At 66.6% G+C, this 24,432-nt stretch carries 25 protein-coding genes; 11 read left to right on the forward strand and 14 right to left on the reverse strand.

Going from position 1 to position 24,432, the window contains the following annotated elements; all coding sequences use genetic code 11:
• Nucleotides 1-3: 3 nt before the first annotated feature.
• Genes D7Y61_RS01870 through D7Y61_RS01885 form a run of 4 tightly spaced genes read right to left on the reverse strand, consistent with a single transcriptional unit; the run spans nucleotide 4 to nucleotide 1,883 of the window.
• Complete coding sequence (locus tag D7Y61_RS01870) at nucleotides 4-597, reverse strand: PH domain-containing protein (RefSeq protein WP_180864759.1); 594 nt, start codon at nucleotides 595-597, stop codon at nucleotides 4-6.
• Between the two features lie 3 nt (nucleotides 598-600).
• Nucleotides 601-780 (reverse strand): DUF4177 domain-containing protein, encoded by a 180-nt coding sequence (locus tag D7Y61_RS01875; RefSeq protein ID WP_180864760.1) that lies wholly within the window; start codon nucleotides 778-780, stop codon nucleotides 601-603.
• A complete protein-coding gene (locus D7Y61_RS01880; RefSeq protein WP_180864761.1) occupies nucleotides 777-956 on the reverse strand; it encodes an Arc family DNA binding domain-containing protein in 180 nt (59 codons plus the stop codon). Before D7Y61_RS01880 ends, D7Y61_RS01875 begins: the two co-directional genes overlap by 4 nt.
• A 45-nt stretch (nucleotides 957-1,001) precedes the next feature.
• Entirely contained in the window at nucleotides 1,002-1,883 is an 882-nt protein-coding gene (locus D7Y61_RS01885; protein ID WP_180864762.1) for an SPFH domain-containing protein, read from the reverse strand.
• A 137-nt stretch (nucleotides 1,884-2,020) separates the two neighbouring features.
• On the opposite strand from D7Y61_RS01885, the gene purT reads away from it, so the two are divergent.
• Nucleotides 2,021-3,208 (forward strand): formate-dependent phosphoribosylglycinamide formyltransferase, encoded by a 1,188-nt coding sequence (gene purT / locus D7Y61_RS01890; RefSeq protein ID WP_005412617.1) that lies wholly within the window; start codon nucleotides 2,021-2,023, stop codon nucleotides 3,206-3,208.
• A 143-nt stretch (nucleotides 3,209-3,351) separates the two neighbouring features.
• Here the strand turns inward: purT and D7Y61_RS01895 are convergent, their stop codons facing one another.
• Entirely contained in the window at nucleotides 3,352-4,557 is a 1,206-nt protein-coding gene (locus tag D7Y61_RS01895) for an endonuclease/exonuclease/phosphatase family protein (protein WP_180864763.1), read from the reverse strand.
• A 37-nt stretch (nucleotides 4,558-4,594) separates the two neighbouring features.
• Nucleotides 4,595-5,350, reverse strand: a complete 756-nt coding sequence (locus D7Y61_RS01900) for an arginyltransferase (protein ID WP_180864764.1) — start codon at nucleotides 5,348-5,350, stop codon at nucleotides 4,595-4,597.
• A 156-nt stretch (nucleotides 5,351-5,506) separates the two neighbouring features.
• Here D7Y61_RS01900 and D7Y61_RS01905 point away from each other — a divergent pair, with 156 nt between their 5' ends.
• Nucleotides 5,507-6,067 carry an EF-hand domain-containing protein gene (locus D7Y61_RS01905; RefSeq protein WP_180864765.1) on the forward strand — a complete coding sequence of 187 codons (561 nt, stop codon included), beginning with the start codon at nucleotides 5,507-5,509 and terminating at the stop codon, nucleotides 6,065-6,067.
• 51 nt (nucleotides 6,068-6,118) lie between these two features.
• On the opposite strand, the gene D7Y61_RS01910 is transcribed toward D7Y61_RS01905, so the two are convergent.
• The 4 genes from D7Y61_RS01910 to D7Y61_RS01925 form a co-directional block, all read right to left on the reverse strand.
• Nucleotides 6,119-7,336 carry an RNA polymerase sigma factor gene (locus D7Y61_RS01910; protein ID WP_180864766.1) on the reverse strand — a complete coding sequence of 406 codons (1,218 nt, stop codon included), beginning with the start codon at nucleotides 7,334-7,336 and terminating at the stop codon, nucleotides 6,119-6,121.
• A gap of 155 nt (nucleotides 7,337-7,491) precedes the next feature.
• Nucleotides 7,492-8,001 (reverse strand): pathogenicity-like protein, encoded by a 510-nt coding sequence (locus tag D7Y61_RS01915; RefSeq protein ID WP_111112965.1) that lies wholly within the window; start codon nucleotides 7,999-8,001, stop codon nucleotides 7,492-7,494.
• A gap of 4 nt (nucleotides 8,002-8,005) precedes the next feature.
• On the reverse strand, nucleotides 8,006-8,926 hold the full coding sequence (gene tesB / locus D7Y61_RS01920; RefSeq protein ID WP_430543690.1) for an acyl-CoA thioesterase II: 921 nt from the start codon (nucleotides 8,924-8,926) through the stop codon (nucleotides 8,006-8,008).
• A 48-nt stretch (nucleotides 8,927-8,974) separates the two neighbouring features.
• On the reverse strand, nucleotides 8,975-9,751 hold the full coding sequence (locus tag D7Y61_RS01925) for an enoyl-CoA hydratase/isomerase family protein (protein ID WP_180864768.1): 777 nt from the start codon (nucleotides 9,749-9,751) through the stop codon (nucleotides 8,975-8,977).
• Nucleotides 9,752-9,785: 34 nt separating this feature from the next.
• Here D7Y61_RS01925 and D7Y61_RS01930 point away from each other — a divergent pair, with 34 nt between their 5' ends.
• A complete protein-coding gene (locus tag D7Y61_RS01930; protein WP_180864769.1) occupies nucleotides 9,786-10,232 on the forward strand; it encodes a copper chaperone PCu(A)C in 447 nt (148 codons plus the stop codon).
• A 73-nt stretch (nucleotides 10,233-10,305) separates the two neighbouring features.
• On the opposite strand, the gene D7Y61_RS01935 is transcribed toward D7Y61_RS01930, so the two are convergent.
• From D7Y61_RS01935 to uvrA, 3 genes are all read right to left on the reverse strand, one after another.
• Nucleotides 10,306-11,031: an enolase gene (locus tag D7Y61_RS01935; protein ID WP_180864770.1), complete on the reverse strand. Its 726-nt coding sequence runs from the start codon at nucleotides 11,029-11,031 to the stop codon at nucleotides 10,306-10,308.
• A gap of 97 nt (nucleotides 11,032-11,128) precedes the next feature.
• A complete protein-coding gene (locus D7Y61_RS01940; RefSeq protein WP_059063469.1) occupies nucleotides 11,129-11,536 on the reverse strand; it encodes an acyl-CoA thioesterase in 408 nt (135 codons plus the stop codon).
• Complete coding sequence (gene uvrA / locus D7Y61_RS01945; RefSeq protein WP_180864771.1) at nucleotides 11,536-14,535, reverse strand: excinuclease ABC subunit UvrA; 3,000 nt, start codon at nucleotides 14,533-14,535, stop codon at nucleotides 11,536-11,538. The genes D7Y61_RS01940 and uvrA overlap by 1 nt, the downstream gene beginning before the upstream one ends.
• 339 nt (nucleotides 14,536-14,874) lie before the next feature.
• Between uvrA and rplU the strand changes: the two genes are divergently transcribed.
• From rplU to cgtA, 3 genes are all read left to right on the forward strand, one after another.
• Nucleotides 14,875-15,183: a 50S ribosomal protein L21 gene (rplU, locus tag D7Y61_RS01950; RefSeq protein WP_005408557.1), complete on the forward strand. Its 309-nt coding sequence runs from the start codon at nucleotides 14,875-14,877 to the stop codon at nucleotides 15,181-15,183.
• A gap of 18 nt (nucleotides 15,184-15,201) precedes the next feature.
• A complete protein-coding gene (rpmA, locus tag D7Y61_RS01955) occupies nucleotides 15,202-15,465 on the forward strand; it encodes a 50S ribosomal protein L27 (RefSeq protein ID WP_005415704.1) in 264 nt (87 codons plus the stop codon).
• A gap of 193 nt (nucleotides 15,466-15,658) precedes the next feature.
• Nucleotides 15,659-16,711 carry an Obg family GTPase CgtA gene (cgtA, locus tag D7Y61_RS01960; protein ID WP_180864772.1) on the forward strand — a complete coding sequence of 351 codons (1,053 nt, stop codon included), beginning with the start codon at nucleotides 15,659-15,661 and terminating at the stop codon, nucleotides 16,709-16,711.
• Nucleotides 16,712-16,936: 225 nt separating this feature from the next.
• On the opposite strand, the gene rpsT is transcribed toward cgtA, so the two are convergent.
• Nucleotides 16,937-17,206: a 30S ribosomal protein S20 gene (gene rpsT / locus D7Y61_RS01965; protein WP_005408560.1), complete on the reverse strand. Its 270-nt coding sequence runs from the start codon at nucleotides 17,204-17,206 to the stop codon at nucleotides 16,937-16,939.
• A 117-nt stretch (nucleotides 17,207-17,323) separates the two neighbouring features.
• On the opposite strand from rpsT, the gene murJ reads away from it, so the two are divergent.
• The 5 genes from murJ (at nucleotide 17,324) to ispH (ending at nucleotide 24,281) form a co-directional block, all read left to right on the forward strand.
• The gene (gene murJ / locus D7Y61_RS01970; protein ID WP_180864773.1) at nucleotides 17,324-18,928 is read left to right on the forward strand and encodes a murein biosynthesis integral membrane protein MurJ; all 1,605 of its coding nucleotides are present in this window, start codon (nucleotides 17,324-17,326) and stop codon (nucleotides 18,926-18,928) included.
• 75 nt (nucleotides 18,929-19,003) lie between these two features.
• Entirely contained in the window at nucleotides 19,004-19,951 is a 948-nt protein-coding gene (locus D7Y61_RS01975) for a bifunctional riboflavin kinase/FAD synthetase (RefSeq protein WP_180864774.1), read from the forward strand.
• Entirely contained in the window at nucleotides 19,948-22,779 is a 2,832-nt protein-coding gene (gene ileS, locus D7Y61_RS01980; RefSeq protein WP_180864775.1) for an isoleucine--tRNA ligase, read from the forward strand. The genes D7Y61_RS01975 and ileS overlap by 4 nt, the downstream gene beginning before the upstream one ends.
• The gene (gene lspA / locus D7Y61_RS01985; protein ID WP_010483311.1) at nucleotides 22,779-23,303 is read left to right on the forward strand and encodes a signal peptidase II; all 525 of its coding nucleotides are present in this window, start codon (nucleotides 22,779-22,781) and stop codon (nucleotides 23,301-23,303) included. The genes ileS and lspA overlap by 1 nt, the downstream gene beginning before the upstream one ends.
• 27 nt (nucleotides 23,304-23,330) lie before the next feature.
• Nucleotides 23,331-24,281, forward strand: a complete 951-nt coding sequence (ispH, locus tag D7Y61_RS01990) for a 4-hydroxy-3-methylbut-2-enyl diphosphate reductase (protein WP_014036381.1) — start codon at nucleotides 23,331-23,333, stop codon at nucleotides 24,279-24,281.
• The last annotated feature ends 151 nt before the right edge of the window (nucleotides 24,282-24,432 follow it).

Below are 24,432 nucleotides of genomic sequence, written 5' to 3' on the forward strand. Positions count from 1 at the left end.
AGCTTACTGCCGTGGCGCGGGCACGGCCACCTTGCGCAGTGCATCCAGCAGTGCCTGCGGCCGGTCCAGGCTGAGCAGCAGGGTGCTGCCATCATTGACCGGCAACGCGAGGACACGTCTGCGATCAGTAACCAGGGCGAAGCCCTTGCCGCCCCCCAGCAGGCGGAAATGACCCGAGTAGAAGCCCGGCATCGCATAGCCGTTGGTCTTGAAGCGGATGCCAAAGCGGCGGTCACGCTGCAGGTCGACCACTTCGGCCTGGTCCAGCCGCAGCTGTGCCACTGGCACGCGGCGCCGGTACATCGTCGAGCGCACGTCCAGCACGTCGGCGGCCAGTTCCACGCGGCGGCGGAAGAACGCGGCCCCCAGCCCCGCAGCGAGTACAGCGATTACGGCCAGGCTCCATGCCGCACTGCCGCCCATCCGGAACCAGGGCGGGGACAGTGTTACTTCGATCCAGGGCGCGCTCGCCGGTGCGTTGTACAGCTGCGCATACACGCAGGCCACAAAGGCAGCCAGCAGGGGCAGCACGATCCACAGCACACGCAGCGGCGAGCTTTCGGCCACGTCGAACGGTTTCGGGTCGCTTGCGCCCATGGCTCAGCTCTCCTTCTTGAACACCAGCATGGCCGGGCGCATCGGCGCAGGAATGATGATATTGACCAGTTCCCAGCCGAGCTGGCCCTGGCGGGTCAGCTCGCTCTGGATGTCCTCGGCCTTGAGCAGACCCATCATGGACGTCTTGACCTCGATCGTCTGGTAGCTCCAACGCTTGCTCATTCCTTTTCCTCTTGCGGTGGCGTGGGTCTCGGCAGGCGTCCTGCCTTGCGCAGGGCGTCGCGTAGCACGTATTCGATCTGCGCATTGAGGCTGCGCAGTTCGTCGTCAGCCCAGCGCTGCGCCGCGGCCAGGACCTCGGCATTGATACGCAGCGGGTAGGCTTTCTTCTCACTCATGAAAACTCCTGGCGGGGCGGCGGGACGCCCCGTTGCGAGAGTGGTTCAGTACAGTGAACCAGCATTGACGATCGGCTGGGTGCCGCGGTCCGAGCACAGCACGGTCAGCAGGTTGCTGACCATATGTGCCTTGCGTTCCTCGTCCAGCTGCACGACGCCGTTCTTCTGCAGTTCGGCCAGGGCCATTTCCACCATGCCGACCGCGCCGGCCACGATGCGCGTGCGCGCGGCGATCACGGCGTTGGCCTGCTGCCGTTGCAGCATCGCCTGTGCGATCTCGGCGGCGTAGGCGAGGTGGCTGATGCGTGCGTCGATCACCTGCACGCCGGCATCGGCCAGGCGTTCGGCCAGCTCGTTCTTCAGGTGCTGGGAGATCTCGCTGGCGTGGCTGCGCAGGGCCAGCTGTCCATCCTCGTGCTGGTCGTACGGATAGCTGGTGGCCATCGCGCGCAGCGCTGACTCCGACTGGATGTGCACGAAGCTCTCGTAATCGTCCACGTTGTAGACCGCCTCGGAGGCATCGACCACCTGCCAGACGATCACCGCGGCGATCTCGATGGGACTGCCATCCAGCTCGTTGACCTTCAGCTTCCCGCTCTCGAAGTTGCGCACGCGCTGGCTGACCCGGCGCTTGGCATAGAAGGGGTTGTTCCAGCGCAGGCCGTTGTCCTTCACCGTGCCGACGTACTTTCCGAACAGGCTCAGGACTGCTGCCTGGTTGGGCTGGACGGTGTACAGGCCGGCCAGGATGAAGACCGCAGCGAAGATCACCAGCATGCCGGCCAGCATCAGCAGCAGGTTCGGTGAGCCGGAGCCGGTCCTGGTCGTCGCCCCGAGCACGAACAGTGCGGTGCCAGCCAGCGCGGCCAGCAGGGATCCGGCCAGGGTGCCCAGGCCGTTGAGGGAGGCAAGCGACTTCTCTTTCATGGCAGTACGTCCTTGAGGGTTCGGATTGAAGATATCAAAGTGATATCACGTGTTGACTACCGTTCGTCGGATGCCATGGCCAGGGTGCGCGGCCAGCTAGAATGCCCACCCGCCTTCACATCGCTGCTGGAACCGCCATGGCCAAGCTTGGAACTCCGTTGTCCCCCTCCGCCACCCGCGTGCTGCTGCTGGGCTCTGGCGAACTCGGCAAGGAGGTGGCCATCGAGCTGCAGCGGCTGGGTGTGGAAGTGATCGCTGCCGATCGCTATGCCGATGCGCCGGCCATGCAGGTCGCGCACCGCTCGCACGTGATCGACATGCTCGATGCCATGGCGCTGCGTGCGCTGATCGCCCAGGAGCAGCCGCATCTGGTGGTGCCGGAAATCGAGGCGATCCACACTGAGACCCTCGTTCAGCTGGAACAGGAGCAGGGGCTGCGGGTGATCCCGACCGCGCGTGCCGCGCGCCTGACCATGGACCGCGAAGGCATCCGTCGACTCGCCGCCGAGACCCTGGGCCTGCCGACCTCGCCGTACCGCTTCGTCGATACCGAAGCCGAATACCGCGCTGCGGTGGCAGCCATCGGCCTGCCGTGCGTGGTCAAGCCGGTGATGTCGTCATCCGGCAAGGGCCAGAGCACCCTGCGCAGCGAGGCGGACATTGCTCCGGCCTGGGAGTACGCGCAGACCGGTGGCCGTGCCGGTGCCGGCCGCTGCATCGTCGAAGGCTTCATCGACTTCGATTACGAGATCACCCTGCTGACCGTGCGCCATGCCGGTGGCACCTCGTTCTGTGCGCCGATCGGCCATCTGCAGAAGGATGGCGACTACCGCGAAAGCTGGCAGCCGCAGCCGATGTCGAGCGCCGCGCTGGCGCGTGCCGAAGAGATTTCGCGCGCGATCACCGACGACCTTGGCGGCTGGGGCCTGTTCGGTGTCGAGCTGTTCGTGAAGGGTGATGAGGTGTGGTTCAGCGAAGTGTCGCCGCGCCCGCACGACACCGGCCTGGTGACGCTGGTATCGCAGGAACTGAGCGAGTTCGCGCTGCATGCGCGCGCCATCCTTGGCCTGCCGATCCCGGTGATCCGCCAGAGCGGCCCGTCGGCATCGTGCGCGCTGCTGGCCCACGGCGAGGGCGTGCCGTACTTCAACAACGTCGCCGCCGCGCTGCAGGTGCCGGATACCGCCGTGCGCCTGTTCGGCAAGCCGAGCGTGCACGGCCATCGCCGCGTCGGCGTGACCCTGGCGCGCGCTGAAACCATCGACGAAGCGCGAGCCATCGCGCGTGATGCCGCCGAAGCCATCGGCGTCGAACTGCGCCCGTAAAGCGAAAAGGGGACGGAGGGGATTAAGTCGTTTGTGGCACAAACGACTTAATCCCCTCCGTCCCCTTTTCCCGGTGGGTACCGACCGTTGGTCGGTACGAATTTCCATGCAGTCGACTAACAGTCGACTCTACCCAGTCGACGCTACCGCACATCCACCCACACCAGGTGGTGGTCGCTGCCGTCGGCGATCTTCGCTTCCGGACTTTCATTGGCCGGCCAGAAGATGCCGCTGTCCACGTATTCGAAACCGGTCGAGGGCAGCACGTAGTCCAGGCGCATTGTGCCGGACTTCGGGCCGAAATCGCCGGTGGCGTGGAACGGTGCGCCCTTGCGCGCGATGCCCTTGGCCGCATAGGCCAAGCTGGTCTGTTCACCGCCGACGCTGCGCGGGGTGGGGTAGCGCAGCACGCGGGCGTTCTCTATCAGCTCGACGATCGCCTCATGGCGGCCATCGCCATCGACCGGGTCGTTGTTGAGGTCGCCCAGGATCACGAAGCGCGCGTCCTGCGCCAGCCCCTCGCACTGGCCCTTGTCGTCGCACAGCCACGGCTTGTCACCCTGGGACAGGTATTCCTGCCACAGGCGCAGTTCGTCGTGGTTGCGCGCGGCATTGCGCTTTTCCGGGCCGTCGAACACCGGCGGGGTCGGGTGCGAAATCAGCGCGTGGACCACGCCGGCCGGGGTCTTCACCGGCACGTCCCAATGCGACTTCGACGACAGGCGCAGCTGCGACCACACGTGGTCGTTGTAGAAGCTCTTGCCGGTGCGCGGGTCAACCGGGCGGATCGCACCGGGCATCGCACTCCACTTCAGCAGCTGGAAGCTGCGCACCTTGGCTTCGTCGATCGGGTAGCGCGACAGCACCAGCATGCCGTACTGGCCCGGGTGCAGGCCGTAGCTCCACGCATCGTTGCCACGGCTGCGGCCTTCGCCGCCGACCACGCCGTTGTTGTCCAGGTCCAGTCCGCTCGGCACGCCGGTGTTGACCGGGGCGAGGTAGCGGTAGGCGAAGTGCAGCGGTTTACCGCCGCCGGGCTGGGCCACTTCCAGGTAGCGTTTCTGGAACAGCTCGGCGGCGCGATGGGCGTCGTCGAAATCGAATTCGTTCAGCAGCACCAGGTCCGGGCGCACCTGCTGCAGCACTGCGGCGATCTTGCGTGCGTGTTCGCTGTCGCCTTCCAGTTCCTTGATCAGGCCGCCGGCGTCGTCGGAGTACAGCGAAGTGTTGTAGGTGGCCAGGCGCAGCGCAGTGGACGGCTTTTCGGTCATCGCGGGGGACTTGGCGAAGGCGGGGGCGGTGGCGCCGCAGAGCAGGGCCAGGGCGAAGATCAGGGGTTTGGCGTTCATCCCCCTATTCTGCACCCGGCCCGGTGTCAGCGGTTTGTCAGCGCCCGTCCAGATCATTGTCGAAATCGTGCCAGCGGCGGCCATCGTAGGCTTCCAGCGGATGGAAGCGGCGCTTGTAGTCCATCTTCTGGTGACCGCGGATCCAGTAGCCCAGATACACGTGCGGCAGGCCCTCGCGGCGCGCCCACTCGATCTGCTGCAGGATCGCGAAGGTGCCCAGCCCGCGCGCGGCGTGGTCCGGGTCGAAGAACGTGTAGACCGCCGACAGGCCGTGCTCGGTTACGTCGGTCACCGCCACCCCCAGCAGTTGGCTGGGCTGGCCGTCGTGGCCGGGCAGGCGCATTTCCATGAAACGGGTGTGCGACCAGCTGCCGATCAGGAACTGCTCGAACTCGTGTGGGCCATGGTCATCCATGCCGCCGTTGGCGTGGCGGTGGGTGAGATAACGGTGGTACAGCGCGAACAGGTCGTCGCGGGCGGTGGCGGCGGTGATCCGCACCTCCAGGTCGTCATTGCGGGTGGCGCAGCGGCGCTGGCTGCGGTCCGGGGAGAAACGCGCCACCGGGATGCGCACCGCCACGCAGGCCTGGCAGTGCGCGCAGTGCGGCCGGTAGACCAGGTCGCCGCTGCGACGGAAGCCCCAACTCAGCGCCAGTGGATAGAGCGCACCGAGGCGGCGGTCGTTCGGGTCCAGCACCAGGTCGCGTGCCACCCGGTCCGACCAGTACCCGCAGGGGTGCTCGCCGGTCTGGAAAAGTCGCAGTTCGTCGTCTCTGTCGCCATGCATCGCCATGGGCACAGCATAGCCCCAGGTTGTCGCAGTGGCGGCGACTGTCCGCCGGATGAATGGAACCGGCAGCGGCGTCAACCGATGTCGCGCCCGGGCGTTGTTGTCCCCCGAGGGTGAAGTGATCACCCCGACGCTGTTCCCATCCCCAGGAGTGACCTCATGATCCGTACCCCCCTGCTGCTGGCCCTGCTGCTCGGCACCTCCGCTTCCGGTATCGCGCTCGCTTCCGACACCCCGACCACGCCCGCGCAGCGCCCGGCCAAGCTGGACACCAACGGCGACGGTGTCATCGACCGCAGCGAGGCCGCTGCCAACCCGCGCCTGGCCGCGAAGTTCGACGAGCTGGACAAGAACAAGGACGGCAAGCTCTCGCGCGATGAGCTGCCGCGCTGGAAGCATGGTCGACGTAGCCACGGAGGTGAGCGCTGGGCCAAGCTGGACGTCAACAAGGACGGCCGCATCAGCCGCGAGGAAGCCAAGGCCGATCCGCGCCTGGCCGCGCGCTTCGACCAGCTTGATCTGAACAAGGACGACTACCTGGACAAGGCCGACCGCGAGCTGCGCATGAAGCAGCATCGTGATGCCTGGTTCGCTGCAGCCGACACCAACAAGGACGGCCAGCTGAGCAAGGCCGAGTTCGACGCCGCCAAGGGCCCGATGCACGGCGGCCCGCGCCATGGTGGTCCGCGTGACGGCGCTGCGCCGAAGCCGCAGCGCTGAGCTTCAACGCAGTGATTGACGACAACACCGGCGCACTGCCGGCGTTGTCCGTTACAGGCGGCCGCTGCGCATCAGCGAGTACACCACAAGCGCGATGACCATCAGGTTCATGGCGATGATGCCGGTGCGGCCGTACATCGATTCGAACTTCCAGTTGATGCCGGTTCGCCCGCGGCGGGCCGAATCGCGCGCGATCATTGGCGCCATTACCCGCTGCAGCGGCACCAGGCACTGGTAATTGACCACGCCCAGGCCTACCGCCAGCACCGTCAGCTGTCCCCAGACCGGCGCCTGCAGCATGACCGCCAGCAGGATCGCCAGGCACCAGAACATGCCAGTGATGATGTTGAGATAGAGGAAACGGCGCACGTCGGCGCGCTCGGACGCCGTTTCGGTGTACGACATCAGGAAGCGCCCGCCCAGGTAGCTGCCGATCGCACCACCGACCACGCCGCCGATGACCGCCCCCCAGCTTTCGGCCGGCAATACATGCAGCTGGCCCAGCGTGGCGGTCAACGAGCCCATCGCAGTGCCTCCGGCAACACTGGCGCCGCCAAGGCCCAGCTTGCTGCCGCCGATGCCGACGCCGGTGCCAAGCAGGATCGCGGCACTGGCCGTGCCGGGGGCGGCCACCAGCACCATCGACACCACAGCGGTGGCGAACGCGGCGCTCGGCGCGCTGCTGCGGGCGAACTCACCGAAGCGCTGCAGCAGGCCGTCACGCACCAGGGCGCGGGCGCGCGACAGGCGCTTGCGCACCGCCGCGTCGCTGAGGCCGAGCAGGTCGGCCACCTGCTGCGAACGCTGGCCTTCACGGTAGTACAGCAGCAGCACTTCGCGGCTGTCGGCAGGCAGGGCGGAGATGATGTCCTCGGCAGCGATCTCTTCTTCCACCCGCTGCAGGCGGTCGGCTGCGCCCGGCGACGGGTCGGCGGCCATGCCCATCGCCACCTCGGCCGCCTCGCCGGTCAGCGGCCGGCCACGTTGTGCACGCAGCCAGTCGCGGGCCAGGTTGCGGGTGATCTGCCGCAGCCAGGGCAGGAAACTGGTCGAGCTGCGCAGCTGATGCAGCTGCTGCCAGCCCTTCACGAAGGCCTCCTGGGCGATGTCCTCGCTGGCCTGGCGGTCGCGGGTGATGGCCAGCGCGATGGCGGTGACGGTGTTCTGGCAGGCCAGCACGATACGGCCATAGGCGTGCTGGCAACCGCCGGCGGCGGCCGGCAGTTCGCGTTCCAGGGTCTGGTCGATCGATGCGGCGAACGTCGTCATGGCGGCGGCTCTCCTGCTGGGATTGTGTCCCAAGACGGAGCCGCGCGCCCAATGTGACCGACTTTCTGTGCGGTAGTGCCGGCCGKTGGCCGGCAACCSCAGCCCGCCGGACGGGTTCACGAGGTTGCCGGCCWGCGGCCGGCACTACCCGTGCGCTATTTGGACGGCTGGATGCGGACCCGCACTTCTTCCTCTTCCGGCGCGGCCTGCGGGGCCGGTTGCGCCTGCTGCGGCTGGGCCTGCGGGGCAGGGGCCGGTGCCGCAGGCGCCGGTGCGCCGCGGTGGCGCAGGCCGATCACAAGTGCCACGCCGGCGATCACCACAAGCAGCGCGATGCGGATGCGCCAGGCCCAGCTGCGGCCGCCGCTGCCCGCTTCCGGCGCGTCGCGGAAGGCGAACTCGGCGGTGGGGTGGTCGCGACGGGTGGTGTCGAGCAGGCGCGCCTCGCGCAGGATTTCACGCGCGCGTGGCTGGTCGTCGGCGCGCACGATCCACACCGCCGGATAGGCGTTGGCGTTGCCGAGGTCGGTATAGCTGAACTGGCCGCGGCGGCGGGTCTTGTACGAGCGCCCGTTGGTCACCTTGACGTCGATGCCATGCTCACGCAGGAGCTCGGCCACGCCTTCGACGGTTTCCACGCGCTGGCTGCTGAATATCTGACGCATCGGTTTACTCCTTGGCCGGCACGGCGGACGCCGCTGCCTGGTCGGGAACCACGCGGATCAGGCCTTCCTGCGCGGTGCTGGCCACCAGCACGCCGTTGCGGGTGAAGAACTGGCCACGGGCCAGGCCGCGCGAATCCTGCGCGCTGGGGCTGTCCAGCGAGTACAGCAGCCAGTCGTCGGCGCGGAACGGGCGATGGAACCAGATGGCGTGGTCGAGCGAGGCCATCTGCACGTGCGGGTGGTAGTAGCTGATGCCGTGCGGGAAGGTCGCCGTGCCCAGCAGGTGGAAGTCGGAGGCGTAGGCCAGCAGCGCCTGGTGCAGCTCCGGCGCATCGCCAACTGGTTCGCTCAGGCGCAGCCACACCTGGTGGTAGGGCGGGCGCTTGGGCGGGTTCAGTTCGTCGCGAGGGTAGACGTGGCGGAACTCGAACGGGCCGCCGCGCGACAGCCAGCGCTGCACCTTGATCGGCAGCCGCTCCAGCACTTCGGCCGGCAGCGGACGGTTCGGCTCGATGTCTTCCGGCTGCGGCACTTCGGGCATCTTGTGCTGGTGCTCGGCACCGGTCTCGGCCTGCTGGAACGAGGCCGCGCAGAAAAAGATCACCTTGCCGTGCTGGATCGCGGTGATACGGCGCACCGAGAAGCTGCCGCCATCACGGGTGCGGTCCACGTCGTAGACGATCGGGTGGTCGATGTTGCCCGCGCGCAGGAAATAGGCGTGCAGCGAGTGCACGTGGCGGCCGTTGTCGACCGTGGCCTGTGCCGCGGCCAATGCCTGGCCCAGTACCTGCCCGCCGAACACGTACTTGGTGCCGATGTCGCGGCTCTGCCCGCGGAACAGGTTGTCCTCCAGCCGCTCCAGGGTGAGCAGGTCGATCAGCTCGGAGACGACGGGTTCGGGCGTGTCGTTCAAGGGGGCGGCCACAGCAGTGAAAGAGGGCCTGATTATACCGGTGCAGGCCGGCACTACCGTTTACTTGCCCAGGCGCGCCACCAGCGCCTGCAGTGCATTCTGCGCATCCGGGGCGAACCAGGCCTCGACAAAGCGGTCCAGCTGGATCAGGTCCGGGTGCAGCGCCTCGTGCAGGTCGGCGCGGGCAATCGCGCGGGTCAGCAGCATCGGCTGGCGCGGCTGCTTGAGCAGGTTCTGCAGCCAGGCCACGGCACGTGCCACCACCAGGTCACCTTCGGCCAGCTCATCGACCAGGCCGATCTGCACCGCCTGTTCGGCGGGCACCAGCGAACCGGTGGTCAGCAGGACGCCAGCGCGGTGCATGCCCACTGCGCGGCGCAACAGGCGCTGGATGCCCTCCGGCGCGATCAGGCCGACCTGCACTTCGTTCAGGCCGATGGCATACGGCCGCGACGGATCAGCGCTGCGTGCCATCACCCGGTAGTCGCAGCACAGGGCCAGCACGCAACCACCGGCCGGGGCGTGGCCGGTGATCGCCGCCACCACCGGGATGCGGCTCTCGGCCAACGTGCGCACGGCGCCGAAAAATGCGTTCCAGGTGTCCAGCAGCTTGTGCTTGTCATCGCCATGCGAAAGCAGGTGCGGCACGTCCATGCCGCCGGTGAAGATGCGCTCGCTGCCCGACAGCACGATGCCGTGTGCGTCTTCGGCCATGGCCAGCTCGATGGCGTGGATCAACTGCCGGCACAGTTCGGTGTCCAGTGCGTTGACCGGCGGCCGCGCCAGGCGCAGTTCGCGGATGGGGCCATGGTTGATCACCTCGATGAGCGTCGTCATGCTGCGGTCTCGTTGCGAAGAAGGAACCTGGGCGATGATAACCAAACCATTCGTTGGCGTATTGTTGGTTCTGTGTGCGGCTGCAGCATCGGCCTCGGCCGCAGAACCGGCCTGCGTCACGGTGGAGCAGGGGTGGGCGCGGCTGCCACCGAACCCGGCGATGCCGATGACCGCCGGCTATGGCGTGATCCACAACGGCTGCAGCAAGGCGGTGGCGATCACCGGCGCAAGCAGCGCGGTGTTTGGCGATGTGTCGCTGCACGAGACCACGATCGTCGATGGCATCAGCCGCATGCGCGCGATCGAGCGCATGCCGCTGGCACCGGGTGCGCGCGCCGAACTCAAGCCCGGTGGCCTGCACCTGATGCTGATGCAGGGCAAGGGTGCGTTGAAGGAAGGCCAGGCGCTGCCGCTGCGGCTGCAGCTGGAAGGCGGTGGCGAAGCGAGTGCGACGTTGACCGTGCGCAAGGCTGCGCCGTAGCGGGATGGTAGTGCCGGCCGCTGGCCCGGCAGCACAGGAAATGCCGGCCAGCGGCCGGCACTACCGCGGGGTTTTACGTCCAGTCGTACGAGAACAGCACCGTGCGGCTCACCGGTTCGTACAGCATCACGATGGCGTCGGCACCGGTGGCGCACCAGTTGTAGCCGGCTACGTCGGCGACGGCGAAGAATTTGTTGCCATTACGGGTGATGATCACCGTTTCAGCATCGTCCGTAGCGTTGGGGTCATCGGCAGCCTCGGTGAAGCCCAGTTCGAAGGCCGCGGGAATCTCCGCGGTCTCGGTCCAGTTGCCGAAGCCGATCGGGCCACCCAGCGTATCCAGGTAATCGCGCTCGCTGGCTTCACCCTTGCCATAGCGCGAATAGCAGGCCAGACGGCCATGCGTGGCATGGTAGTCACGCGCCTTGGCATAGCTCTCGCGCATCTGCGCGATGTGTTCCCGCGCGTGCTTGTCCTGCACCGCGTCGCCGATGAAGTAGCCCTCATTGCCGAGGAAATGCATCTCGTTGGCGGCAGTCAGTTCGAAGGCGATCCAGTTGGTGCCGGTGAATTCATTGTGGTGTTCTTCGGTGGTCTCGCCGATGCAGCCGTCATAAGGCTCGATCGGGCACAGCATCGTTGCCATCTGGCCAGCCAGCTCCGGCCGCAGCACACCCAGGTCGATCTTCAGCAGTGGCAGCAGGTGCTGGCCGAGCCAGGCCTGGTCGGCAGGGAAGACGTCGGTAGGGAAGGGAACCATGCCGGGCAGCAGCTCGCGCAGTTCGGTCTGGTGAATCATGTCAGTCCTTTGATCAGTGTCGGCGGTGCCGGCCGTTGGCCGGCAACTTCATTACCGCTGAAGCGTGCCGACCAAGGTCGGCACCTGCCAGGGCATTTCAGGTAGACGCGTTGCGGATCGCATCCGGCAACGGCGCGCTCTTGCCGGTCTGCGTGTCCATCCAGACCACCACCACGTTGCCGTCCGAATACAGCTTCGACTCGTCCTGTTGGTCGACGATGCGGTGGCCGATGGTCACGCTGCTGTTGCCCAGGCGCTCGACGAACAGTTCGACCAGGATGTCGTTGGGCCACACGATCGGCAGCCGGTAGTTGACGTTGGTCGCAGCCACCACCGGTGCGATGCGGTCGGTCATCGACACACCTTCAACGCCCAGCATCCAGCGCACACGCGCTTCTTCCAGGTAGGAAATGTACTTGGCGTTGTTGACGTGCCCCATGCTGTCCATGTCACGCCAGCGCACGCTGATCGGGATGCGGGCCAGGATCTTGTGTTCGCTGCTCATCAGGCGTCCTTCTTCTTGCTTGCAGTAGCGGTCTTGCTTGCTTTGCCGGTGCTCTTCGCGGCCACCGCCTTCTTCGCCGGCTTGGCGGCCTTCTCGGGCTTCACCTTGCGCGGCGGGCGGGCGTCGGGCTTGTTGGCCACGGCGGCGGGCTGCTCGGGACGCGCGCTGGTGGAAGGCAGCATCCGCGCCAGGAACTGGCCGGTGTACGACTGCGGGCAGGCCGCCACGTCTTCCGGCGTGCCGGTCACCAGGATGGTGCCGCCGCGGTGACCACCTTCCGGACCCAGATCGACGATCCAGTCGGCGGTCTTGATCACGTCCAGATTGTGTTCGATCACCACCACCGTGTTGCCTTCGTCGCGCAGCTTGTGCAGCACGCCCAGCAGCGCTTCGATGTCATGGAAGTGCAGGCCGGTGGTCGGCTCGTCGAGAATGTACAGGGTGCGGCCGGTATCGCGGCGCGACAGTTCCTTGGACAGCTTCACGCGCTGTGCTTCACCACCGGACAGCGTGGTCGCGCTCTGGCCCAGCTTGATGTAGCTCAGGCCCACGTCCACCAGCGTTTCCAGCTTGCGCGCGATCGACGGTACCGGTTCGAACAACTTCAGTGCATCCTCGACGGTCATTTCCAGCACGTCGTTGATGTTGAAGCCCTTGTACAGGATCTCCAGCGTCTCGCGGTTGTAGCGCTTGCCGTGGCAGACATCGCAGGGCACGTACACGTCCGGCAGGAAGTGCATCTCGACCTTGATCAGGCCGTCGCCCTGGCAGGCCTCGCAGCGGCCGCCGCGCACGTTGAAGCTGAAGCGTCCCGGCGAATAGCCGCGCGCGCGCGCTTCGGGCACCTGGGCGAACAGTTCGCGCAGCGGCGTGAACAGACCGGTGTAGGTGGCCGGGTTCGAGCGTGGCGTGCGGCCGATCGGCGACTGGTCGATGTCCACCACCTTGTCGAACAGGTCCAGGCCATCGATCTCCTTGTAGGGCGCGATCGGATGCGAGGCGCCGTTGATCTCGTTGGCGGCCAGCGAGAACAGGGTGTCGTTGATCAAGGTCGACTTGCCCGAGCCGGACACGCCGGTCACGCAGGTCAGCAGGCCCGACGGGATCGCCAGATCCACGCCCTTCAGGTTGTTGCCGGTGGCCCCGCGCAGGTGCAGGGTCATCTTCGGGTTCGGCGTGTGACGGCGCGCCGGAATCTCGATCGCGCGCTTGCCCGACAGGTACTGGCCGGTCAGCGAGCGCGGTGCCTCCAGGATGTCCTGCAGGGTGCCCTGGCCGACGATCTCGCCGCCGTGCACGCCCGCGCCCGGGCCGATGTCCAGCACGTAGTCGGCCAGGCGGATCGCATCCTCGTCGTGCTCGACCACGATCACCGTGTTGCCCAGGTCGCGCAGGCGGGTGAGGGTGCCGAGCAGGCGTTCGTTGTCGCGCTGGTGCAGGCCGATCGACGGCTCGTCGAGCACGTACATCACCCCGACCAGGCCGGCACCGATCTGGCTGGCCAGGCGGATGCGCTGTGCCTCGCCACCGGACAGTGTGTCGGCCTTGCGTTCCAGGGTCAGGTAATCCAGGCCGACGTCGACCAGGAAGCCGAGGCGTTCACCGATCTCCTTGACGATCTTCGCGGCGATCTCGCCACGCCAGCCCGGCAGGCTCAGCTCGCTGAAGAACTTCAGCGCCTCGTCGATCGGCAGCACCACCAGCTCCGGCAGCGGGCGGTCGGCGACGAACACGTTGCGCGCGGCCTTGTTCAGGCGTGCACCATGGCATTCCGGGCACGGCTGTTCGCTGATGTACTTGGACAGCTCCTCGCGCACCGCCGGCGACTCGGTTTCCTTGTAGCGGCGCTCGAGGTTGGGAATGATGCCCTCGAAGCGATGCTTGCGCTGGGTGCGGCCACCAGCTTCGGTGAAGTAGGTGAAGGTGATCGTTTCGTCGCCGCTGCCGTACAGCACGGCCTGCTGCACCTTGGCCGACAGCGAGTTCCACGCGGCGTCCACGTCGAACTTGTAGTGCTTGGCCAGCGAGGCGATCAGCTGGAAGTAGTAGGCGTTGCGACGGTCCCAGCCACGCACCGCGCCAGCGGCCAGCGACAGCTCCGGGTGCACCACCACGCGCGAAGGGTCGAAGAACTCGGCGATGCCCAGTCCATCGCAGCCGGGGCAGGCGCCCATCGGTGCGTTGAACGAGAACAGGCGCGGTTCCAGCTCCGGCAGCGAGTAGTCGCAGACTGGGCAGGAGTACTTGGAGGAGAACAGCGCCGGCGTGGCGTCGGCGGTGTCCAGGCTCTGCACCGAGGCCATGCCATCGCCCAGCTTCAGCGCGGTCTCGAAGCTCTCGGCCAGGCGCTGCTTGATGTCCTCGCGCGGGCGGAAGCGGTCGATCACCGCCTCGATGGTGTGCTTCTGGCGCAGCGCCAGCGGCGGCACCGCATCGATTTCATGCAGCTCGCCGTCCACGCGCACGCGCACGAAGCCCTGCGCACGCAGCTGGTCGAACACCTGGGCGTGTTCGCCCTTGCGGTCGCGGATGACCGGGGCCAGCAACATGTAGCGCTGTTCCGGGTCCAGGGTCAGCACCTGATCGACCATCTGGCTGACCGTCTGCGCTTCCAGCGGATAGCCGTGGTCCGGGCAGCGCGGGGTGCCGACGCGGGCGTACAGCAGGCGCAGGTAGTCGTAGATCTCGGTGATGGTGCCGACCGTCGAGCGCGGGTTGTGCGAGGTCGACTTCTGTTCGATCGAAATGGCCGGGGACAGGCCTTCGATGTGGTCCAGGTCCGGCTTTTCCATCACGCTCAGGAACTGGCGCGCATAGGCCGACAGCGACTCGACGTAGCGGCGCTGGCCTTCTGCATAGATGGTGTCGAACGCCAGCGAGGACTTGCCCGAACCGGACAGGCCGGTGATCACGATCAGCTTGTCGCGGGGCAGGTCGAGGTCGAGGTTCTTCAGATTGTGCGTCCGCGCGCCGCGGATGCGGATGAAATCCATCGCCATGGGGGATCCGGTTGTGGGGGCGTTGGCTGGGTGCCGGGCCAGCAGGGAACGGCAATCGGTCAGCCTACCGAGGTGACCAGATGGGGGCAATGGGCGACAATGCCAGCCCGATGTCTCATCTGATGAGATAGGCCGACAGCTTTGTGTAGAGCCGAGCCACGCTCGGCTGCCTGGACCCCGAACCGTTCAGCCGGGCATGGCTCGGCTCTGCAGGATCGGCCCCCCGGGCCGTTCAGGGGTTGACTTGACCCGAGCCCGTTGATCTGCGTACAATTCCGCTCCTGTCCGCCCTCGATGGCGGCAGCTCAGACCACAATAACTACAGAGGAAGGCCTGGTCATGTACGCAGTACTGGTCACCGGCGGTAAGCAATACCGCGTGGCGCAGGGCGAAAAGCTCCGCATTGAAAAGCTCGAAGTCGAAGTCGGCAGCGAGATCAAGTTTGACAACATCCTGATGCTGGGTGACAGCGACGGCGTGAAGCTGGGTGATGCGCTGAAGGGCGCTGCCGTCACCGCCAAGGTCCTGTCCCAGGGTCGTGCTGACAAGGTCCGGATCATCAAGTTCCGTCGCCGCAAGCACCACATGAAGCGTCAGGGTCACCGTCAGTACTACACCGAAATCGAGATCACCGGCATCGCCGGCTAAGCATCAGGAGAAGCAGTCATGGCACATAAAAAGGGCGTAGGCTCCTCGCGCAACGGTCGCGACTCCAACCCGAAGTACCTGGGCGTCAAGATCTTCGGCGGCCAGGCCATCGAAGCCGGCAACATCATCGTGCGTCAGCGCGGCACCCAGTTCCACCCGGGTTCCGGCGTTGGCCTGGGCCGTGACCACACCCTGTTCGCCCTCGTGGACGGCAAGGTGGAGTTCTCGGTCAAGGGCGCCAAGAAGCGTCGTACCGTCAGCATCGTCTCGGCCGACGCCTGATCCAGGCATCGCTGGCGCCCATGCCTCGGCATGGTTGTGCTGGATGAAGAGCACGCTGCATGGAGAGCCCCGCTTCGGCGGGGCTTTTCGTTAGAGTGAGCGCAAGACCGGCCATGCCGGGTTGCCGGCCCGCGGCCGGCATGACATTCAAGGCGGCGGCCWGCAGGCCGCGCCCATCGCAGGCATCGAAACAATGAAACTGGTAGACGAAGCAGAAATCGAAGTGTTCGCCGGCAACGGCGGCAACGGCTGCATTGGCTTCCGTCGCGAGAAGTTCATTCCGCTCGGCGGCCCGGACGGCGGCGACGGCGGTGCCGGCGGCAGCGTGTACATCCGCGCCGACGAAAACCTGAACACCCTGGTCGACTTTCGCCATGACCGCATCTTCAAGGCGCAGCGCGGCGAGAACGGCATGGGCCGTCAGGCCTATGGCAAGGGCGGCGAAGACCTGACCATCACCGTGCCTGTCGGTACCGTGGTGATCAACGTTGCCACCGACGAAATCATCGGCGACCTGACCCAGCACAACGACCGCCTGCTGGTGGCCAAGGGCGGCCGCGGCGGGCTGGGCAACATGCACTTCAAGAGCTCGACCAATCGCTCGCCGCGCCAGGCGCTGCCGGGCGAGCCGGGCGAAGAGCGCACGCTGAAGCTGGAGTTGAAGCTGCTGGCCGACGTCGGCCTGCTGGGCTTCCCCAATGCTGGCAAGAGCACGCTGATCCGCGCCGTCTCGGCGGCGACGCCGAAGGTGGCTGATTACCCGTTCACCACGCTGTACCCGAACCTGGGTGTGGTGAAGGTGGAGAACTACCGCAGCTTCGTGATCGCCGATATTCCGGGCCTGATCGAGGGCGCGGCCGACGGTGCCGGCCTGGGCGCGCAGTTCCTGCGCCACCTGCAGCGCACCCGCCTGCTGCTGCACCTGGTGGACATCTCGCCGATGGAAGGTGGCGTGGAGGGCATCTCGCCGGTGGAGCAGGTGCGTGCCATCGAGCGCGAGCTGGAAAAGCACGATCCGGAGCTGCTGCAGAAACCGCGCTGGCTGGTGCTGAACAAGGCCGACCTGATGTTCGAGGACGAAGCGAAGGCTGCGGCCGAGCAGATCGTGGCCGAGCTGGGCTGGAAGGAGCCGTGGTTCCTGGTTTCCGCGCTGGGTCGTGAAGGTACCTTCCCGATCATGAGCCGGATCATGGCCTTCTTCGATCGCCAGAAGGAAGACGAGCTGGAAGCCCGCAACGCGCAGTAGAGTCGACTGTTATTCGACTGGCGTGGATAGAAACCCGGCWTCGGCCGGGTTTTTTGTTGGCTGCCGCTCTTCTGTAGGGCCGAGCATGGGCTCGGCTGCTGTTCGCGCGGCCAGCCGAGCATGGGCTCGGCTCTACAGGGTGGAAACCGCAGGCAACAAAAAACCCGGCCGGGGCCGGGCTTTTGTCTGCTGCCCAGCCCCGAAGGGCAGGGCGGCAACGCCGGATCAGGCGGCCTTGAGGGCCTTGATGCGGTCGTTCAGGCGGCTCTTATGACGAGCAGCCTTGTTCTTGTGGATCAGGCCACGCGCGCTGAAGCGATCCAGGATCGGCTGGGCAACGGCGAAGGCGGCTTCGGCGCCGGCGGCATCGTTGGCGTCCAGCGCCTTGATCACTTTCTTGACAGCGGTGCGCAGCATCGAGCGCTGAGCCACGTTGCGCGCGTTGCGCACGACGGTCTGCTTGGCGCGCTTCTTGGCGGACTTGATATTGGCCACGGTGGTGGTTTCCTGAAAAAATCGGTGTTATGGGAACAGCAAGCTAGCTAGTATGATGGCCCGAGAAATGCACGTCAAGTCGATTGTCAAGAGGGACGCTGAGTGAGTTCACCGAAGATGTTGCGAGGCCTGCTGTCGTTCAGCAGCATGACCATGGTCTCGCGGGTGCTCGGACTTGTCCGGGACCAGGTGATCACCACCACGTTCGGCACCAATGCGGTTACGGATGCGTTCTGGGTTGCCTTCAGGGTACCCAATTTCCTGCGGCGTTTGTTCGCCGAGGGCTCGTTCGCCACCGCTTTCGTGCCGGTGTTCACGGAAGTGAAGGAAACCCGCAGCCACGCCGAACTGCGTGAACTGATGGCCCGCACCGCCGGCACCCTGGGAGGGGTGCTGATGCTGGTCACCGCGCTGGCGCTGATCTTCGCGCCGCAGTTGGCCTCGGTCTTCTCCAGTGGCGTGGATACCGACCCGGTCAAGCAGGGCCTGCTGGTCGACCTGTTCCGCCTGACCTTCCCCTTCCTGCTGTTCGTCTCGCTCACCGCCCTGGCCGGCGGCGCGCTGAACAGCTTCCAGCGCTTCGCGATGCCGGCGCTGACCCCGGTCATCCTCAACCTGTGCATGATCGCCGGTGCGCTGTGGCTGGCCCCGCGGCTGGGCGGCACTCCAGAAAAGCAGATTCTGGCGCTGGGCTGGGCGGTATTGGCCGCCGGCATCCTGCAGCTGCTGTTCCAGCTGCCCTCGCTGAAGGGCATCAACCTGCTGACCCTGCCGCGCTGGGGCTGGCGCCACCCAGGGGTGCGCAAGGTGATGACGCTGATGGTGCCGACCCTGTTCGGCTCGTCGGTGGCGCAGATCAACCTGCTGCTGGACACGGTCATCGCGGCCAAGCTGACCGACGGCTCGCAGTCCTGGCTGTCGCTGGCCGACCGCTTCCTGGAACTGCCGCTGGGCGTGTTCGGCGTGGCGCTGGGCACGGTGATCCTGCCGGCGCTGGCCCGTCACCATGTCAGCACCGACCGTGAAGGCTTCTCGCGTTCGCTGGACTGGGGCCTGCGCATGACCCTGCTGATCTCGGTGCCGGCCATGCTGGGCCTGCTGTTCCTGGCCGAACCGCTGATCGCCACCATCTTCCAGCACGGCCAGTTCACCGCCTTCGACACCCGCATGACCGCGCTGTCGGTGTACGGCCTGAGCTTCGGCCTGCCGGCGTTCGCTCTGTTGAAAGTGGTGCTGCCGGCGTTCTACGCCCGCCAGGACACCAGGACTCCGGTACGCGCCGGTGTGGCCGCGCTGGTGGCCAACATGGTGTTCAACTTCGCCCTGCTGGCGGTGCTGTACCAGGTGATGGTGCCCGATGAGCTGAAAGCGCAGGGCGTGATGGCGGCCATCGGCAAGCAGCCGGGCCTGCATCTGGCGCTGGGCATTGCCAGTGCACTGTCCAGTTACCTGAACCTGAGCCTGCTGTGGTACTGGCTGGGCAAGACCGACGTCTACCAGCGCCGGCCGGGCTGGGGCGGCTATCTGCTGCGCCTGCTGCTGGCCTGTGCGGCCATGGTGGGTGTGCTGCTGGCCCTGCTGCACTGGCTGCCGGCGTTCTCCGCGATGGGTGTCTGGGAGCGGATCGGCAGCCTGGCGCTGCTGGTCGGCGGTGGCGGTGCCACCTACGCGGTGGCCATGGTGGCGATGGGCTTCCGTCCGCGCGATCTGCGCGGGCATTGATCACGGCTTGTGGCGGCTATACTTCAGGGTTACACCATTGAAGCGGCGGCCCGGGTCGGGCCGGAACGAGAGTTGATGAGCAGGCTGTTCAGAAGCGTCGAGGGCGGGGAGCTGTTCCCCAACGGAAGCGTGGTCTGTATCGGTGCATTCGACGGCCTCCACCTGGGGCATCGTGCGCTGGTCCGCCACGCGGTCGCCCGCGCGCGCGCCTTGGGCGTGGCCGCGGTGGCGGTGGCGTTCGAGCCGCTGCCGCGTGAGTTCTTCGCCCAGGGCACACCACCGCCGCGGCTGACCCTGGCGCGCAGCAAGGTCGAGATCCTGCGCGAGCTCGGCGTCGATGCGGTCGGCCTGCTGCGTTTCGACGCAGCGATGGCAGCGATGCCGGCCGAGACCTTCGTGCGCCAGCTGCTGGTCAAGCGCCTGGGTGCGCGTGAGGTCTGGATCGGCCCGGAGTTCTGCTTCGGCAATCGCCGTCGCGGCGACCTGGCCCTGCTGCAGAAGATGGGCACCGAGCTGGGCTTCAGTGCTGGCGAAATCGAAGCAGTCGACCTGCATGGCGAGCGCATCTCCAGCACCCGCATCCGCCAGCTGCTGCAGGAGGGCGACTTCGCCCGCGCCGGTGACCTGCTCGGTCGTCCGTACGCGATCAGCGGCCGGGTGGTGCGCGGGCGCCAGCTCGGCCGCACGCTGGGCTTCCCCACCGCCAACCTGCGTTTCCCGAAGACCCCGGCGCTGTCGGGCATCTATGCGACCTGGGTGCACGGCGTGTTCGACCAGCCGTGGCCGTCGGTCTCCAGCTTCGGCACGCGGCCGACGGTGGAGGGCGTGGAGCCGCTGCTGGAAGCCCACCTGTTCGACTTCCAGGGCGATCTGTACGGCCGCCACATCGACGTGGAGTTCGTCGCCAAGCTGCGCGACGAAGAGAAATTCAACGATCTGGCGGCGCTGACCGACCAGATGCACCGCGACGCCGAACAGGCGCGCGCCATCCTTTCCGAACATAGATTGCGAGCCACTGCGTGAGCCAGGACTACAAGACCACCCTGAACCTGCCAGCCACCGAATTCCCGATGCGCGGCGACCTGCCCAAGCGCGAACCGGGCATTCTGGCGCAGTGGGAAGCGCAGGGGCTCTACCAGCAGCTGCGCGACAACGCCGCCGGCCGCCCGCTGTTCGTGCTGCATGACGGCCCGCCGTACGCCAACGGCCGCATCCACCTCGGCCACGCGGTCAACAAGATCCTGAAGGACATCATCGTCAAGTCGCGCTACCTGGCCGGCTTCGATGCGCCCTACGTGCCGGGCTGGGACTGCCATGGCCTGCCGATCGAGATCGCAGTCGAGAAGAAGTGGGGCAAGGTCGGCACCAAGCTCGATGCCGTTGAATTCCGGCAGAAGTGCCGCGAGTTCGCCGAAGAGCAGATCAACATCCAGCGCGTGGACTTCAAGCGCCTGGGCGTGACCGGCGACTGGGACAACCCGTACAAGACCCTCAGCTTCGATTTCGAGGCCAACGAGATCCGTGCGCTGGCCAAGGTTGTGGCGAACGGCCACCTGGTGCGTGGCGCCAAGCCGGTGTACTGGTGCTTCGACTGTGGCTCGGCGCTGGCCGAAGCCGAGATCGAGTACCAGGAAAAGGAATCGCCGGCGATCGACGTGGCCTACGCCGCGCGCGATGCGCAGGCCATCGGCCTGGCGTTCGGCGTGAGCGTGCCGGCCGACGTGGAAGTGGCGGTGCCGATCTGGACCACCACGCCGTGGACGCTGCCGGCCTCGCTGGCGGTGTCGCTGGGTGCGGAAATCAACTACGTGCTGGCCGAAGGCCCGGCGCACAACGGCAAGCGCCGTTGGCTGGTGCTGGCCGCCGCGCTGGCCGAGCGCGCACTGCAGCGCTATGGCGTTGAGAGCGTCGTGCTGCACGGTGAAACCACCGGCGCCGCGTTGGAAAACCAGCTGCTGGCGCACCCGTTCTACCCCGAGCGCGAGATCCTGGTGCTCAACGGCGACCACGTCTCCGACGAAGACGGTACTGGTGCGGTGCACACCGCCCCCGGCCACGGCCAGGAAGACTTCGTGGTCAGCCAGAAGTACGGCCTGCTGGACAAGTACAACGCCGGTCAGGTCACGCCGATCGACGGCCGCGGCGTGTACCTGGAATCGACCCCGCCGGCCGGTGACGTGGTGCTGGCAGGCCAGCACCTGTGGAAGGCGCAGGAGGCCATCGTCGGCGTGCTGCGCGACAACGGTGCGCTGCTGGCCTTCCATCCGATCCGCCACAGCTACCCGCATTGCTGGCGCCACAAGACGCCGGTGGTGTTCCGCGCCACCCCGCAGTGGTTCATCTCGATGGACAAGGCCCACCTGCGCCGCGATGCGCTGGCCGCCATCGACACCGTCGGCTGGTTCCCGAGCTGGGGCAAGGCGCGCATCCAGAGCATGGTCGACGGTCGCCCGGACTGGACCATCTCGCGCCAGCGCACCTGGGGCGTGCCGATCGCCCTGTTCACCCATCGCCAGACCGGCGAGATCCACCCGCGTTCGATGGAGCTGATGCAGCAGGTCGCCGACCGCGTCGAAGCCGAGGGCATCGACGTGTGGTACTCGCTGGATGCCGCCGAACTGCTGGGCGCCGAAGCGGCCGACTACGAGAAGGTCACCGACATCCTCGACGTCTGGTTCGATTCGGGCGTCACCCATGAAGGCGTGCTCGCTGCGCGTGGCTTCGGCAAGCCGGCCGACCTGTACCTGGAAGGCTCCGACCAGCATCGCGGCTGGTTCCAGTCCTCGCTGCTGACCGGCGTGGCGATCGACAAGCGCGCCCCGTACAAGCAGTGCCTCACCCACGGTTTCACCGTGGACGAGCACGGCCGCAAGATGTCCAAGTCGCTGGGCAACGGCATCGAGCCGCAGGACATCATGAACAAGCTGGGCGCGGACATCCTGCGCCTGTGGATCGCCTCGGCCGACTACAGCAACGAAATGTCGCTGTCGCAGGAAATCCTCAAGCGCAACGCCGATGCCTACCGCCGCCTGCGCAACACCGCACGCTTCCTGCTCGGCAACCTGGACGGCTTCGATCCGGCCCAGCACCTGCAGCCTCTCGACCAGATGGTCGCGCTGGACCGCTGGATCGTGCACCGCGCGTGGGAGCTGCAGGAGAAGATCAAGGCGGCCTACGACGGCTACAACATGGCCGAGATCGTGCAGCTGCTGCTGAACTTCTGCAGCGTGGACCTGGGCTCGCTGTACCTGGACGTGACCAAGGACCGCCTGTACACGATGCCGACCGATTCGCACGGTCGCCGTTCGGCACAGAGCGCGATGTACCACATCGCCGAAGCGTTCACCCGCTGGGTCGCGCCCATCCTCACTTTCACCGCCGACGAGCTGTGGGGCTACCTGCCGGGCGAACGCGCCGGGCACGTGCTGTTCACCACCTGGTACGACGGCCTGGCGCCGCTGCCGGCCGATGCCCAGCTCAACGCCACCGACTTCGACCAGCTGCTGGCCGTGCGCGAGCAGGTGGCCAAGGTGCTCGAGCCGATGCGTGCCAACGGCGCCATCGGTGCCGCACTGGAGGCGGAGATCACCATCGCCGCCAGCGAAGAGCAGGCCGCGCGCTGGCAGCCGCTGGCCGATGAACTGCGCTTCCTGTTCATCAGCGGTGACGTGCAGGTGCGCCCGGCGACCACCGACGAGGTGTTCGTCAGCGCCCAGCCGACCACCAAGGCCAAGTGCGTGCGCTGCTGGCACCACCGCGCCGACGTCGGCAGCAACGCCGACCATCCGGAACTGTGCGGCCGCTGCGTGAGCAACATCACCGGTGCCGGTGAAGTGCGGAGCTGGTTCTGATGGCCGCCCCCCGTCCGCATCCGAACGCCCTGGTCTGGCTGCTGCTGTCGGCGGCCATCATCGGCCTGGACCAGTGGTCCAAGGCCTGGGTGCTGTCGAGCCTGCCGGAGTTCCAGCCGGTGGTGGTCATCGACGGCTTCTGGAACTGGTACCGCACCTACAACACCGGTGCGGCGTTCAGTTTCCTGAGCGACGCTGGTGGCTGGCAGAAGCACTTCTTCACCGTGCTGGCGATCGTCATCAGCGGCCTGATGGCCTGGTGGCTGCGTGGCACCGCCCGCGGCAACTGGAAGGCCGCCGTGCCGTATGCGCTGATCATCGGCGGCGCGATCGGCAACGTGATCGACCGCCAGGTGCATGGTCATGTGGTCGATTTCATCCAGTGGTACGTGGGCAGCTATACCTGGCCCTCGTTCAACATCGCCGATTCGGCCATCGTGGTGGGTGCCATCGGCATCGCCCTGTTTGGCCTGTTCGACGGCAAGTCCGCCAAAAAGGCGGATAATGCCAATCCGAAACCGTAAGCCGGCCGCTGCCGGGAGATTGAACTGATGGATGTGCTGCTCGCCAACCCGCGTGGTTTCTGTGCCGGTGTCGATCGTGCGATCGAGATCGTCAAGCGCGCGATCGAAACGCTGGGCGCGCCCATCTACGTCCGCCATGAAGTGGTGCACAACCGCTTCGTGGTGGACGACCTGAAGCAGCGCGGTGCGATCTTCGTCGAGGAACTCGATGAAGTGCCGGACAACAACACGGTCATTTTCAGCGCTCACGGCGTGTCCCAGGCCGTGCGCCAGGAAGCCGAGCGCCGTGGCCTGAAGGTGTTCGACGCCACCTGCCCGCTGGTGACCAAGGTCCACTTCGAAGTTGCCCGCCACTGCCGTGCCGGCCGTGACGTGGTGCTGATCGGCCACGCCGGTCACCCGGAAGTGGAAGGCACCATGGGCCAGTGGAACCGCGAAGCGGGCACCGGCCAGATCTACCTGGTGGAGGATGTGGAGCAGGTTGCAACGCTGCACATCAATCAACCGGAAAACTTCGCCTACACCACCCAGACCACGCTGTCGGTGGACGACACGCGCGGCATCATCGATGCATTGCGCGAGCGCTTCCCCGCGATGCAGGGCCCGAAGAACGACGACATCTGCTACGCCACGCAGAACCGCCAGGACGCCGTACGCGACTTGGCAAAACGCTGCGACCTGGTGCTGGTGGTCGGCTCGCCGAACAGTTCCAACTCCAATCGCTTGAGCGAGCTGGCCCGTCGTGAGGGCGTTGAGTCGTACCTGATCGACGGCGCGCACGAGATCGACCCGCGCTGGGTGGAAGGCAAGCAGCACATCGGCGTCACCGCCGGCGCTTCCGCACCGCAGGTGCTGGTCGATGGCGTGCTGGCGCGCCTGGCCGAGCTGGGTGCGACTGGCGTTGGCGAGCTGGACGGGGAACCGGAATCGATGGTGTTCGCGCTGCCGAAGGAACTGCGCCTGCGCCTGGTCGACTGACCGGACCTGACTCTGGTGGGTGCGAACCTGCACAAGGTGGGTGCGAACCTTGGTTCGCACGCCTTTGGCGTGCGCGGATGAGCGCTCGCCCCATGACCTTTGGCCATGGGGCAGGGCACTCTACAGGCCTAGCATCGGAGGACTCTCCGTT

The sequence above is a fragment of the Stenotrophomonas maltophilia genome (assembly GCF_013464485.1).
Taxonomy (GTDB): Bacteria; Pseudomonadota; Gammaproteobacteria; order Xanthomonadales; family Xanthomonadaceae; genus Stenotrophomonas; species Stenotrophomonas maltophilia_AW.

Excerpts from the sequence above, each read along its gene's own strand:
- D7Y61_RS01870 (WP_180864759.1), bottom strand. The coding sequence starts at position 597 with ATGGGCGCAAGCGACCCGAAACCGTTCGACGTGGCCGAAAGCTCGCCG.
- D7Y61_RS01875 (WP_180864760.1), bottom strand. The coding sequence starts at position 780 with ATGAGCAAGCGTTGGAGCTACCAGACGATCGAGGTCAAGACGTCCATG.
- D7Y61_RS01880 (WP_180864761.1), bottom strand. The coding sequence starts at position 956 with ATGAGTGAGAAGAAAGCCTACCCGCTGCGTATCAATGCCGAGGTCCTG.
- D7Y61_RS01885 (WP_180864762.1), bottom strand. The coding sequence starts at position 1,883 with ATGAAAGAGAAGTCGCTTGCCTCCCTCAACGGCCTGGGCACCCTGGCC.
- purT (WP_005412617.1), top strand. The coding sequence starts at position 2,021 with ATGGCCAAGCTTGGAACTCCGTTGTCCCCCTCCGCCACCCGCGTGCTG.
- D7Y61_RS01895 (WP_180864763.1), bottom strand. The coding sequence starts at position 4,557 with ATGAACGCCAAACCCCTGATCTTCGCCCTGGCCCTGCTCTGCGGCGCC.
- D7Y61_RS01900 (WP_180864764.1), bottom strand. The coding sequence starts at position 5,350 with ATGGCGATGCATGGCGACAGAGACGACGAACTGCGACTTTTCCAGACC.
- D7Y61_RS01905 (WP_180864765.1), top strand. The coding sequence starts at position 5,507 with ATGATCCGTACCCCCCTGCTGCTGGCCCTGCTGCTCGGCACCTCCGCT.
- D7Y61_RS01910 (WP_180864766.1), bottom strand. The coding sequence starts at position 7,336 with ATGACGACGTTCGCCGCATCGATCGACCAGACCCTGGAACGCGAACTG.
- D7Y61_RS01915 (WP_111112965.1), bottom strand. The coding sequence starts at position 8,001 with ATGCGTCAGATATTCAGCAGCCAGCGCGTGGAAACCGTCGAAGGCGTG.
- D7Y61_RS01925 (WP_180864768.1), bottom strand. The coding sequence starts at position 9,751 with ATGACGACGCTCATCGAGGTGATCAACCATGGCCCCATCCGCGAACTG.
- D7Y61_RS01930 (WP_180864769.1), top strand. The coding sequence starts at position 9,786 with ATGATAACCAAACCATTCGTTGGCGTATTGTTGGTTCTGTGTGCGGCT.
- D7Y61_RS01935 (WP_180864770.1), bottom strand. The coding sequence starts at position 11,031 with ATGATTCACCAGACCGAACTGCGCGAGCTGCTGCCCGGCATGGTTCCC.
- D7Y61_RS01940 (WP_059063469.1), bottom strand. The coding sequence starts at position 11,536 with ATGAGCAGCGAACACAAGATCCTGGCCCGCATCCCGATCAGCGTGCGC.
- uvrA (WP_180864771.1), bottom strand. The coding sequence starts at position 14,535 with ATGGCGATGGATTTCATCCGCATCCGCGGCGCGCGGACGCACAATCTG.
- rplU (WP_005408557.1), top strand. The coding sequence starts at position 14,875 with ATGTACGCAGTACTGGTCACCGGCGGTAAGCAATACCGCGTGGCGCAG.
- rpmA (WP_005415704.1), top strand. The coding sequence starts at position 15,202 with ATGGCACATAAAAAGGGCGTAGGCTCCTCGCGCAACGGTCGCGACTCC.
- cgtA (WP_180864772.1), top strand. The coding sequence starts at position 15,659 with ATGAAACTGGTAGACGAAGCAGAAATCGAAGTGTTCGCCGGCAACGGC.
- murJ (WP_180864773.1), top strand. The coding sequence starts at position 17,324 with ATGTTGCGAGGCCTGCTGTCGTTCAGCAGCATGACCATGGTCTCGCGG.
- D7Y61_RS01975 (WP_180864774.1), top strand. The coding sequence starts at position 19,004 with ATGAGCAGGCTGTTCAGAAGCGTCGAGGGCGGGGAGCTGTTCCCCAAC.
- lspA (WP_010483311.1), top strand. The coding sequence starts at position 22,779 with ATGGCCGCCCCCCGTCCGCATCCGAACGCCCTGGTCTGGCTGCTGCTG.
- ispH (WP_014036381.1), top strand. The coding sequence starts at position 23,331 with ATGGATGTGCTGCTCGCCAACCCGCGTGGTTTCTGTGCCGGTGTCGAT.